At 61.6% G+C, this 12,167-nt stretch carries 7 protein-coding genes; 4 read left to right on the top strand and 3 right to left on the bottom strand.

The window, feature by feature from the left end; translation table 11 throughout:
* Positions 1–364: 364 nt before the first annotated feature.
* Positions 365–1,399 (top strand): aspartate-semialdehyde dehydrogenase, encoded by a 1,035-nt coding sequence (locus ACFFP0_RS31455; RefSeq protein WP_377266168.1) that lies wholly within the window; start codon positions 365–367, stop codon positions 1,397–1,399.
* 193 nt (positions 1,400–1,592) lie between these two features.
* Complete coding sequence (locus tag ACFFP0_RS31450; protein ID WP_377266167.1) at positions 1,593–2,420, top strand: lytic murein transglycosylase; 828 nt, start codon at positions 1,593–1,595, stop codon at positions 2,418–2,420.
* Between the two features lie 4 nt (positions 2,421–2,424).
* Here ACFFP0_RS31450 and ACFFP0_RS31445 read toward each other — a convergent pair whose 3' ends face one another.
* Together ACFFP0_RS31445 and pdxY are read right to left on the bottom strand one after the other, a co-directional pair.
* A complete protein-coding gene (locus ACFFP0_RS31445; RefSeq protein ID WP_377266166.1) occupies positions 2,425–3,099 on the bottom strand; it encodes a carbonic anhydrase in 675 nt (224 codons plus the stop codon).
* A gap of 70 nt (positions 3,100–3,169) precedes the next feature.
* Positions 3,170–4,042: a pyridoxal kinase PdxY gene (pdxY, locus tag ACFFP0_RS31440; RefSeq protein WP_377266165.1), complete on the bottom strand. Its 873-nt coding sequence runs from the start codon at positions 4,040–4,042 to the stop codon at positions 3,170–3,172.
* A 177-nt stretch (positions 4,043–4,219) separates the two neighbouring features.
* On the opposite strand from pdxY, the gene ACFFP0_RS31435 reads away from it, so the two are divergent.
* Together ACFFP0_RS31435 and ACFFP0_RS31430 are read left to right on the top strand one after the other, a co-directional pair.
* On the top strand, positions 4,220–8,980 hold the full coding sequence (locus tag ACFFP0_RS31435; RefSeq protein WP_377266164.1) for an NAD-glutamate dehydrogenase: 4,761 nt from the start codon (positions 4,220–4,222) through the stop codon (positions 8,978–8,980).
* A 35-nt stretch (positions 8,981–9,015) separates the two neighbouring features.
* On the top strand, positions 9,016–10,416 hold the full coding sequence (locus ACFFP0_RS31430; RefSeq protein WP_377266163.1) for an MFS transporter: 1,401 nt from the start codon (positions 9,016–9,018) through the stop codon (positions 10,414–10,416).
* 12 nt (positions 10,417–10,428) lie between these two features.
* On the opposite strand, the gene purH is transcribed toward ACFFP0_RS31430, so the two are convergent.
* Positions 10,429–12,045 carry a bifunctional phosphoribosylaminoimidazolecarboxamide formyltransferase/IMP cyclohydrolase gene (gene purH / locus ACFFP0_RS31425; RefSeq protein ID WP_377266162.1) on the bottom strand — a complete coding sequence of 539 codons (1,617 nt, stop codon included), beginning with the start codon at positions 12,043–12,045 and terminating at the stop codon, positions 10,429–10,431.
* Between the last annotated feature and the right edge of the window lie 122 nt (positions 12,046–12,167).

Raw genomic sequence — 12,167 nt, 5'->3', positions numbered from 1 at the left:
CTAATATCCCGCTTCCCGAGCAACCCTGATGTTGCAGCGCGTCATGATGGCAATGCAACGCAGCACGATATCGAGCTCGCTTGACTCATTGCGAAAATCTTCTAAACAGCTTCGCGAAAGGGAAAACACCCATGCGTGCCTGCGAATTCGACATCGCTCACTCTGCACTGCCGGCCGGCCAGGCCGCGCAGCGGGCATGTTTTTCCGCTTTCTCCAAAACCAAGGCCAAAACGACGACGAAAACCGTCTGACGTCTCTGGCCCGCCGCTCTCTCCCCGGCAAGGCCGGGGACCAGGAATACCGCGACCTCAACCGCGCGGCTTCCCCCTCACCGGATCGAGGAGAGACAGAAAGAGAGCATAAAATGGGTTTCAAGATCGCAGTCGCCGGCGCAACCGGCAATGTCGGCAGGGAAATGCTGTCCATTCTCGCGGAGCGGGGCTTCCCGGCCGATGAAGTCGTGGCATTGGCTTCCGCCCGTTCGCAGGGCACAGAAGTCTCTTTCGGCGACAAGACGCTGAAGGTTTCCAATCTCGAAAACTATGATTTCTCCGATACCGACATCTGCCTGATGTCGGCCGGCGGCGATGTTTCCAAGAAGTGGTCTCCGAAGATCGGCGCGCAGGGCTGCATCGTCATCGATAACTCGTCCGCCTGGCGCTACGATGCCGAGGTGCCGCTCATCGTGCCGGAAGTAAACCCGGATGCGATCGAGGGGTTCCCGAAGAAGAACATCATCGCCAACCCGAATTGCTCGACTGCCCAGCTCGTCGTCGCGCTGAAGCCGCTGCACGACTTCGCCAAGATCAAGCGTGTCGTCGTCTCGACCTATCAGTCGGTTTCCGGGGCCGGCAAGGAAGGCATGGACGAGCTCTTCACCCAGACCCGCGCCGTCTTCGTGGCCGATCCGATCGAAGCGAAGAAGTTCACCAAGCGCATCGCCTTCAACGTCATCCCGCATATCGATGTCTTCATGGAAGACGGATATACGAAGGAAGAGTGGAAGGTTCTCGCTGAAACCAAGAAGATGCTCGACCCGAAGATCAAGGTGACCTGCACGGCCGTGCGCGTCCCGGTTTTCATCGGGCATTCGGAATCGGTCAATATCGAGTTCGAGAACGAGATCACCGCCGACCAGGCCCGCGATATCCTGCGCGAAGCCCCGGGTTGCCTCGTCATCGACAAGCGCGAGAACGGCGGTTATGTGACACCGTACGAATGCGCCGGTGAAGACGCTACCTACATTTCCCGCATCCGTGAGGATGCGACGGTCGAAAACGGCCTCAACATCTGGGTCGTCTCCGACAACCTGCGCAAGGGCGCCGCGCTGAACGCCGTGCAGATCGCCGAGCTTCTCGTCAACCGCGGCCTGATCAAGCCGCGCAAGGCAGCAGCCTGATCGGTAATAAATTTATTAAGCATGTTCCGATAGAACCCCCGCCAGACATGGTCGGGGGCTCCCGCGAATCATCGCACTTCACGAACTGTTCATGAACGGATGAGTTGCGAATATCCGCAACCATGGGCATAAGGCCAAATAGACACTCTGGACGCTCATGATGGAGCGGTCCGGCTCAGGACGGGTTTACCGCATGAAGAAGCTTCTTCTGACAGCATTGATCGCAACCGGATTTTCGGCAGGCACGCCAGCGCTGGCCGCCCTCCAATGCGGCAACGATTCCTCCGGCTTCGCCCGTTGGGTCGAGGAATTCAAGCGCGTCGCCCCTTCGAATGGCATCAGCCCGTCCGTCGTTGAAAAGGCTTTCGCGAGCGTCTCCTACAATCGCGAGACGATCCGCGCCGATCGCGGGCAGAAGAGCTTCAAGCTGTCCTTCGACGAATTCATGAGGAAGCGTGGCGGCGCCGCCATCATTTCCCGCGGCAAGAGCATGAAGTCCGGCAATGCAGCGCTCTTTGCCTCGATCGAGCGCCGCTATGGCGTTCCCGCCGGCCCCCTGCTCGCCATTTGGGGCATGGAAACCGGCTTCGGGGGCTTCATGGGCAACCAGCATACGCTGTCGGCCGTTGCAACCCTAGCCTATGACTGCCGTCGTTCCGCCTATTTCACGGAGCAGCTTAACGCAGCTCTCCAGCTCGTCGCCCGCGGTGACCTGAGCACGTCCGCCCGGGGCGCAGCCCACGGCGAAATCGGCCAGACCCAGTTCCTGCCCCTGAACGTGGTACGCTACGGTGCCGATGGCGACGGCGATGGCCATATCGACATGGTCCGCTCGCGCGCCGATGCGCTCGCCTCGACCGCCAACTTCCTGCGTGGCCATGGGTGGAGGGCCGGCGCAGGTTACCAGCCAGGAGAACCCAACTTCGCCGCCATCCAGGGCTGGAACGCCGCCTCCGTCTATCAGCGGGCGATTGCCTATATCGGCGCCGAGATCGACGGCGTGCAGACCAGCTCCCGCTGAACGTTCAGGCCGACGCCTGCTCGGCGTCCGGCAATGGTCCGTCCAGATTCGGGCGGACGAAATCGCCCTTGGCGTCCATGATCCAGAGCTCCCCGGTCGAAATATCGAACCAGGTGCCATGGATATGCATGCTGCCCCGCTGCTCCAGAATCTGGACGCAGGGAAAAGTCCTGAGATTGACGATCGAATTGCGGATGGAAACCCGCTCCAACGCCGTCTGACGCTCGGACTGGGTCATGAATTCGTTGCTCTGGATTTGCTCCGCGGCCGGCCGCACGAGGCTCATCCACTTTCCGATGAAATCGCCAGGCGACAGCGGTTCGGCCGCAGGATCGAGCGCCGCCTGGATACCGCCGCAGCGGCCATGCCCCATGACCACGATATTGCGGATCTTCAACACCTGGACCGCATATTCGAGAGCGGCCGACGTCGCATGGAACTGGCTGTCCGGCTCGTAGGGCGGCACCATGTTGGCGACGTTGCGCACCACGAAAAGCTCGCCGGGGCCGCAATCGAAGATGGTCTCCGGCGCAGAGCGGGAATCGCAACAGGCAACGACAAGGGTGTGTGGCTTTTGGCCGGTTTCCGCCAAGACACGATAGCGGTCGCGTTCGTCGCTGTAACGCCCGTTCATGAAGTTGCGGTAACCCGCCAGCAGTCTTTCTGGAAAGTCCGTCATGGCTCAAGGATTACAGTGCCGCCCGGCGAAGATCAACGGTCATTGTGCAATCGCGAACATGGACGACGGATCAACGCTTGATCTGCTGCAGCGGATGCACGAGCCGGCGCATCTGCACCATCGCCATGGGAGCGGAAAGGCTGGACGCGTCCGTTTCGAGCGTTAACTCATCGCCGCCGCGCTTGGCCGTGCGGGCGAGAATCTCGAAAACGCTGGCCGTGGCGAGCTGCAGCGCCTTTTCCTCGTCCATGCCGGCCAGGACGCGTCCAAGGAAAAGCGCGCTCAGGAGATCGCCAAGGCCGTTCGGCGGATTGTCGATCAGCCGGTGTTCGGCAAGCAGCGCGTGCTTGCCCGTGAGATAGAGATTGCCGGTTCCGCCCGCCATCATCGGCACGGCCGAAGTCACCAGGATGCGCGGCGGCCCGAGAGCGATGGCTGCATCCATGATCGCGTTGTTGGTCTCCAGCGGCGCTCCTGACAGCCAGGCCAGTTCGTAACGGTTCGGCGTTGCGATGGTGGCCAGCGGAATAAGCTCGTCGCGGATCGCCTCTGCGGTGGCCTGAGGAATATAGAGCCCGCCGAGATCGCCCATGACCGGATCGCAGACATAGAGGAGATCGGGATTCTTCTCTTTCAATGCCCGGACGAGCCGCGCCACCGAACGCGGTTGGGCCGCATTGCCGAAATAACCGGTCAGCACGGCTTTCACTTCACCAAGCCATGGCGCGCGAATGAGATCGTCTATAGCTTTGTCGAAGTCTGATTCGGGAAAGGTTAGGCGCGTGGAAGGCCCATGTCCGGGATGCCAGGGGAGGACGATGGTCGGCATCGCCCAAACGGGGAAACCAAGGGTTTCCAGCGCGAAGACGGCAGCTCTGTTGCCAACCGAACCCCGCACCACATGGCTGGAGATGACGATGACGGCGTTGCTGGTATCCTGCATGGGGTCTGTTTCCGGCTTCGATGGGTCTGTTGATGGGTTCTTCGCTCAGCTATGTCAACAAGGCTTCACGGAAGAATGGAACGTGTAGGTTCTGCTGCACCGACATGGAAGCGCCATGTTGCGGCAAGATGACAGAAACGAGATGACTCGGTCTTTGAAGGGAAAAGGGGAGAGGGCATGGCCGCCAGACAGAATCCGAAACGGGAAAAGCAAATCGAAAGCGCGCGCAAGATCACTGACGAAAGCAAAGGCCCCCATCTCGATCCATCCATTCTGTTCAGCCGGGCCAGCAGTGACGACCTCGAGAGCTATACGCCCGCGATGCTGGCCTTGTCGGCCAGCCATGCGGCAGAGCGGCTGAACGCCTGGACGCGGGTCCGGGCGGACATCACGGTGGAAACTGTCCCGGGCGTCGCGCCGAACGGCATACCGGTCTCGATATTGACCGTCGTCGACCGGAACATGCCTTTCCTTTTTGACTCCGTCATGGGCGAAGTCACCGCGACGCATCGCGATCTGCTGATGGCGGTTCACCCGATCCTTCTCCTGGAGCCGGGTAAGGAGCCGGTGCTGCGCTCCAACGAGCAGCCCGGGAATCCGGCTCACCATGTGAGCCTCATCCAGATTCACATCGCACCGCTCGGCGAGGAACAGGCGGCCGCCCTTACCGAGCGTATTCGCTACATTCTCGATCAGGTACATCTGTCGATCACCGACTGGGCCTCCATGCTGGAAGTGCTGGAAGGCGCCGCCAAGCAGCTCGACAATTCGACGAGCCGCCGCACAACCGATAGGGATGAAGCGCTCGCTTTCCTGGAATGGCTGCGCGACGACAATTTCACGTTCCTCGGCATGCGCGAATATGTCTATTCGGGCAAGGGCGCGGAAGCAAAGGTCGAGCGCGGCAAGGGGCGAGGCCTGGGCATCCTGTCGGACCCGGACGTCCTCGTCCTGCGCCAGGGCAAGGATGCGGTGATGACCACCCCGGAAATCCTCGAATTCCTCGACGGACCGGATTTCCTCATCGTCACCAAGGCCAATGTGAAATCGGTCGTGCACCGCCGCGCCTACATGGACTATGTCGGCGTCAAGCGTTTCGACGAGAAAGGCGAGGTCGTCGGCGAATTGCGCATCGTCGGCCTTTTCACGGCAACGGCCTACACGCATTCCGTCCGCGACATTCCCCTGCTGCGCGCCAAGGCGGCCCGGATCGACGAACATTTCGGCTTCGATCCCGACAGCCATTCCGGCCGCATGCTGGAAAACACCCTGGAATCCTATCCCCGCGACGACCTTTTTCAGATCGATCCGGACCTGCTTGCAAGGTTCTGCGAGCAGATCATGGAGCTCAGCGAGCGGCCCCGGGTCCGGGTCCTGCCGCGTATCGACCACTTCGACCGCTTCGTGTCCGTCATCGTCTATGTTCCGCGCGAGGATTACAATTCGCTCGTCCGCGAAAAGGTGAGCGACTACCTTGCCGGCATCTATGACGGCCACGTCTCGGCCTATTACCCGGCTTTTCCCGAAGGGGGCGTTGCACGCGTTCATATCATCATTGGCCGGCGCAGCGGCAAGACGCCGCGGGTCGCTCAGGCGAAACTCGAAGAGGCTATCCGGCTCATCGCCACGCCCTGGGAGGAACGCTTTGCCGCATTCGCGAAGGAAGGCCCGCGCCTTTCCGTTACGCAGGCCTTCCAGGAGACCTTCTCGGCTGAAGAAACCTTTGCAGACCTGCCCGACATTGCCGCTTGCGCAGCCGATGAGACCATTCGCATCGCCTTCTACCGCCGCCCGACGGATGCCGCGAATATCGTATCGCTGAAAATTTTCCACAGGGATCGGCACCTGTCGCTCTCCCGCCGCGTGCCGCTGCTTGAAAACCTCGGCTTCCATGTCGTGAGCGAGCAGACGTTCGAAATCCATGTCGGCCCGGAAAGCAGGCTCGTCGTGCTGCACGACATGGAATTGCAGCTCGACGATGCAAGGGAAATCGACCTGTCCCGCGAGGGGCCGCTACTGGAAGAGGCCTTCCTGACCGCCTTCAACGGCCTGATCGACAACGACGGTTTCAACCGGCTCGTCCTGCTCGCCGGATTGTCCGCCCGTGAAATCACCGTGCTGCGAGCCTATGCCCGCTACCTGCGCCAGACCGGCATCGTCTATTCGCAGAACTACATTGCCGATACGCTGACGAAATACCCGGCTATCTCTGCTGCCATCTTCCGTCTTTTCCGCGATGGCTTCGATCCGAAAATCGGCGAAAAGCCGCGCTTGAAGAAGCTTACAGATTGCCATGCCGAGATAGAGGAGGCCCTGTCCAAGGTGCCGAACCTCGACGAGGATCGCACGTTCCGGCGCTTCGTCAACGCGGTCGATGCGACGCTGCGCACCAACTATTTCCAGCAGGACGCCGACGGCGCACCGAAAAGGATGCTCGCCTTCAAGCTCGATCCGAAGCAGCTCGACGGGCTGCCGGAACCGCGCCCATTCCGTGAGATCTTCGTCTACGGCACCGAGGTGGAAGGCGTGCACCTTCGCTTCGGCAAGGTGGCGCGCGGCGGCATCCGCTGGTCGGACCGCGGCGAGGATTACCGCACCGAGATTCTCGGCCTCGTGAAGGCGCAGCAGGTCAAGAATGCCGTGATCGTCCCGGTCGGCGCCAAGGGCGGCTTCTTCCCGAAAATGCTGCCTGCCGGCGGCTCGCGCGACGAGATGTTCAATGCGGGCAAGGAGGCCTACAAGACCTTCATCCGCACCCTGCTGTCCATCACCGACAACATCGCCGGCGCCGAGGTGGCCGGGCCGAAAAACACCATCCGCATCGATGGCGACGACCCCTATTTCGTCGTTGCAGCCGACAAGGGCACCGCGACCTTCTCCGACACGGCCAATGGCCTGGCGCAGGAGGCCGGCTTCTGGCTGGACGACGCCTTCGCATCCGGCGGCTCTGCCGGCTACGACCACAAGAAGATGGGCATCACCGCCCGTGGTGCCTGGGAAGCCGTGAAGCGGCATTTCCGCGAAAGGGATATCGACATCCAGACAACGCCGTTCACGGTTGCCGGCGTGGGCGACATGTCCGGCGACGTCTTCGGCAACGGCATGCTGCTGTCGCGCAAGATCAGGCTCACGGCTGCCTTCGATCACCGCGACATCTTCATCGATCCCGATCCGGATATTGAAAAGTCATTCTCCGAGCGCGAACGCCTGTTCGCGCTGCCCCGGTCGAGCTGGCAGGATTATGACCGCAAGGCTCTGTCCGAAGGAGCGATGATCATTTCCCGCTCGGAAAAATCGGTGAAGCTCACCAGGGAAGCGGCAGCGGCGATCGGCATCGACAAGACGACCGCTACGCCCTTCGAGATCATGATGGCGATCCTGAAGAGCCCCGTCGACCTGCTTTGGTTCGGCGGCATTGGCACCTACATCAAGGCGACCTCCGAAACCGACACGGAAGTGGGTGATCGCGCCAACGACCCGATCCGGATCACGGCGGGCGACGTGCGTGCAAAGGTGATCGGCGAGGGCGCCAATCTCGGTATGACCCAGAGAGGCCGTATCGCCTATTCGCTCGCCGGCGGCCGCTGCAATTCCGACGCCATCGACAATTCCGCGGGCGTCAACTCCTCCGACGTCGAGGTCAACATCAAGATCGCGCTGAATCCGGCCATGCAGGACGATCGTCTCACCCGCCAGAAGCGGAACCAGCTTCTCGCCTCGATGACCGACGAGGTCGCCGGCCTCGTCCTGCGCAACAACTATCTGCAGCCGCTGGCAATCTCCCTGACGGAACGGAAGGGCGCCGCCAACCGGGAAGAGCTGTCGCGCCTGATGTCCGTGCTGGAAGCCCAGGGGCATCTGAACCGCAAGGTGGAAACCCTGCCCGACGATGCGGAACTGGCGGAACGTTACATTTCCGGCAGACCGCTGACCCGGCCGGAAATCGGCGTGCTGCTTTCCTATTCGAAGATCGTGCTCTTCGATGCCCTGATCGAAAGCGGCATTCCGGACGATCCCTATTTCTCGGCGGTGTTGAAGGCCTATTTCCCGGCCAAGATGCAGAAGGCCTATGCTGCCGATATCGCAAACCATCGCCTGCATCGCGAAATCATTGCCACAGTACTGGCGAACGAAGCGATCAATCGCGGCGGCCCCGGCTTCGTGCAGCAGATGAGCGACATGACGGGGGCCACGGCGGCCAATGTCGTGAAGGCTTCCTTCCTTGCCCGCGACAGTTTCGATCTGCCGAAGCTCTGGGCGGAGATCGACGCGCTGGACGGCAAGATCGCCGGCCAGACGCAGAACGATCTATATGCCAAGACCAGCGAGGTCTTTGCGGAAGCCACCCGGCTCATCCTCCAGACGCAGGTCGGCACCGGCGACATGGAGGGCGCAATGGGCCGGCTCAAGGCCGCAATCAAGGGGTTGCGTTCCTCGATCAACGGCGCCAGCGCGGTGGAAACCGCCGCCCGTGCAACCGAACTGGAAGCACAAGGCGTTCCGGCTTCCCTTGCCCGTGAGATCACGCTGCTCTCGACCCTCGTCCTCGTGCCGGAGATCATGCTGATCGCCGACCGCACCGGCGAAAACATGGCGCGCGCCACGGAGAGCTATTTTACGGTGACCGAAACCTTCCGGGTCGACCGGCTCATCGGAGCCGGCAAACGGATCAGCACCTCGGATCACTACGAAAGCCTGGCGCTTTCCCGCAGCCTGCAACAAATGGCCTCGGCCCGGCGCGATATCGTCATCGCCGCCCTGACCGGGCATCCGAAGGAGAAGAAACCGGTAGAGGCGTGGCATGGCGGCGACCGCGTGCGGGTGAACCGCATCGGCACGGAACTGGTATCCCTCAGCGAAAGCGGCGACCTGACGCTTCCGAAGATCACCGTCGCAGCCGGTCTGCTCAATGACCTTGCCCATGCCGGAGCGATGTAGGGCACCACAGGAAAAAGGGTTGATCCGGGGAAAAAATGAACGTTTCTCACATGGATAATGCGCCGGCGAAGACGAGCCGGCGCGGCATCTGGGGCTGGATGCTCTTCGACTGGGCAGCCCAGCCGTTCTTTACCGTCGTGACGACGTTCATCTTCGGCCCCTATTTCGTCGCGCGCCTGACGGACGATCCGGTTTCCGCGCAGGCAGCCTGGAGCAACATGGCGACGATCTCGTCGATCGTCATCGCCATCCTATCCCCCATCCTTGGCTCGATCGCCGACCAGTCCGGGCCGCGCAAACCCTGGATCGCCTTTTTCGCAGTGATCAAGATCGCCTGCGTCGCATCGCTCTGGTTTGCCGCACCGGGTTCGCCGATCATCTGGCCGGTCATCTTCATGATCTTCGCTTCGATCGCCGCGGAATTTTCGACCGTCTTCAACGATTCGATGATGCCGCGGCTGGTTTCGCGGGATGAGGTCGGCAAGATCTCCAATATCGCCTGGGGGCTCGGTTATCTCGGGGGCATGATCGTGCTGATCGCGGTGGTGACGCTGCTCGCCGCCAATCCGGATACCGGCGTGACGCTGATCGGCCTGCCGCCGCTCCTCGGCCTCGACCCGCATCTCGGTGAGGACGCACGCATCACCGGGCCTATTTCGGCCTTCTGGTATTTCCTCTTCATCCTGCCGATGTTCCTGTTCACTCCCGATGCGGGCAGGGGCGCACCGCTTGGCAAGGCCGTTCGGCTGGGCTTTCGCGAACTCGGCGGCACCTTGCGGGAACTGGGAAAGCGTACAGGCATCGCGCGGTTCCTGCTCGCCCGCATGCTGTATCAGGATGGCGTCAACGGCCTGCTCATCCTCGGCGGCACCTTTGCCGCCGGCATGTTCGGCTGGGCGACGCTCGAGATCGGTATCTACGGGATCATTCTGAATGTCGTGGCAATATTCGGATGCATTGCCGCCGGCTGGCTCGATCGCCTGCTCGGCTCGAAGATCGTGGTCGCCACCAGCCTGATCCTGCTGCTTGTCGCAACGCTCGGCATCATTTCAACCGGCCCCGGCTTCGTCTTCTTCGGGTTTCTGCCCCTTTCGGCAGAAGACGGCGGCGGCCTGTTCGGCACCGCCGCGGAAAAAGCCTATGTCCTTTTCGGCTTGCTGATCGGCATCGCCTTCGGCCCGGTCCAGGCCTCGTCCCGATCCTATCTCGCCCGCAGCGTCAGCCTTTCGGAAGCAGGCCGCTATTTCGGCATTTACGCGCTGTCCGGCCGGGCGACGAGCTTTCTTGCCACCCTGTTCTTCTCGATGACGACCTATGCCAGCGGTTCGGCACGGCTGGGCATGGCGACATTGATCATCTTCCTGCTAGCCGGCCTGATCCTGCTTCTCGCCACACCCTACCCGGCCGATGGATCGAATAAGACCCAAGCCGGGTAGATACCCGCCTGATCAGTGCCGGAAGTGGCGCATGCCGGTAAAGACCATGGCAACGTTGTGCTCGTTGGCGGCGGCGATGACCTCGTCGTCGCGCATCGAGCCGCCCGGCTGGATCACGGCCGTTGCACCCGCTGCGATCGCCGACAGCAAACCGTCCGCGAACGGGAAGAAGGCCTCCGATGCCACTGCGGAACCCTTTGTCATCGGCTCGGCCCAGCCCATGGCCCGGGCGGCTTCCTCCGCCTTGATACCGGCGATGCGGGCGGAATCGACACGGCTCATCTGACCGGCGCCGATTCCCGCCGTCTGGCCATCCTTGGCATAGACGATGGCATTGGATTTCACATGCTTCGCCACCTTGTAGGCGAATTTCATGTCTTCGAGTTCGGAAGCCGTCGGCTCACGCCTGGTGACGATGCGCAGATCGATATCCTCGATCATGCCGTTGTCACGGGTCTGGACGAGCAAGCCTCCGGAAACCGTTTTCGCCGTGATGCCGCGCGAGCGTGGGTCCGGCAGGCTTCCGGTCACGAGCAGCCGCAGGTTCGGCTTCTTCGCGATGATCGCCTTCGCTTCTTCGGAGACTTCCGGCGCGATGATGACTTCCGTGAACAGCTTGACGATCTCTTCGGCCGTCTCCCCGTCGAGAAGCCGGTTGAGCGCTATGATGCCGCCGAAAGCGGATGTGGAATCGCAGGCAAGCGCCCTCAGATAGGCGTCTTTCAGCGTGGGGCCGGTCGCCACGCCGCACGGATTGGCATGCTTGATGATCGCACAGGCCGGCGCCTTTTCCGGCGAGAACTCGGCGATCAGCTCGAATGCGCCATCCGTGTCGTTGATGTTGTTGTAGGAAAGCTGCTTGCCCTGCAACAGCTTGGCGGTCGCGACGCCAGGCCGATTTTCGCCGGTGACGTAGAAGCCGGCGCTCTGGTGCGGGTTTTCGCCATAGCGCATTTCTTCTTTCAGGACGCCGCCGATCGTACGGTATCGAGGGATTTCGATATCCAGCGCTTCCGCAAACCAGTTGGAAATTGCAGTGTCGTAAGCCGCCGTGCGGGCATAGGCTTTTGCCGCCAGCTTCTGGCGGAATGCGTAGACCGTCTGGCCGTCATTGGTGCGCAATGCCTCGATCAGGGCCGGATAATCGGACGGATCGACGACGATCGTCACATAGGCATGGTTCTTTGCCGATGCGCGGATCATCGCAGGGCCGCCGATATCGATGTTCTCGACCGTCGTGGGGTAGTCGCCGCCCGCGGCCCGCACTTCCTCGAACGGATAGAGGTTGATGACGGCAAGATCGATACCCTCGATGCCATGTTCCTTCATCGCCACCGCATGGTCCGCATCGTCGCGGATGGCGAGAAGCCCCCCGTGCACGGTCGGATGCAGCGTCTTGACGCGACCATCCATAATTTCCGGAAAACCCGTGACTTCCGAGACGTCGATAACCGGCAGGCCGGCCGCGGTGATCGCCTTGTGCGTGCCACCCGTCGAAAGCAGCTTTACGCCCTGTTCGCTGAGCGCCTGGGCAAGTTCGACGATCCCCGTCTTGTCGGAAACCGACAGCAGCGCGGTGCGGATATTGACACGGTCGGGAGCAGGGATCTTCTTGGAAACGACGGCCATCGGTCTCTCCTCAAAAATGCGCCGCAAAACCGGGCGCCATCAAAAGATGGCGGCGGGTTAGCATAGCTTGGCGGAAGAGGGAATGACTAAAGCATCGCGCCTGAAAGCGGGAACCGGTTTCG

It is taken from the genome of Neorhizobium puerariae, from assembly GCF_042429745.1.
Lineage (GTDB): Bacteria > Pseudomonadota > Alphaproteobacteria > Rhizobiales > Rhizobiaceae > Neorhizobium > Neorhizobium puerariae.
Note: the sequence above shows the minus strand (reverse complement) of the source record. Positions and strands in the feature narration are given on the sequence as shown.

Excerpts from the sequence above, each read along its gene's own strand:
- ACFFP0_RS31455 (WP_377266168.1), top strand. The coding sequence starts at position 365 with ATGGGTTTCAAGATCGCAGTCGCCGGCGCAACCGGCAATGTCGGCAGG.
- ACFFP0_RS31450 (WP_377266167.1), top strand. The coding sequence starts at position 1,593 with ATGAAGAAGCTTCTTCTGACAGCATTGATCGCAACCGGATTTTCGGCA.
- ACFFP0_RS31445 (WP_377266166.1), bottom strand. The coding sequence starts at position 3,099 with ATGACGGACTTTCCAGAAAGACTGCTGGCGGGTTACCGCAACTTCATG.
- pdxY (WP_377266165.1), bottom strand. The coding sequence starts at position 4,042 with ATGCAGGATACCAGCAACGCCGTCATCGTCATCTCCAGCCATGTGGTG.
- ACFFP0_RS31435 (WP_377266164.1), top strand. The coding sequence starts at position 4,220 with ATGGCCGCCAGACAGAATCCGAAACGGGAAAAGCAAATCGAAAGCGCG.
- ACFFP0_RS31430 (WP_377266163.1), top strand. The coding sequence starts at position 9,016 with ATGAACGTTTCTCACATGGATAATGCGCCGGCGAAGACGAGCCGGCGC.
- purH (WP_377266162.1), bottom strand. The coding sequence starts at position 12,045 with ATGGCCGTCGTTTCCAAGAAGATCCCTGCTCCCGACCGTGTCAATATC.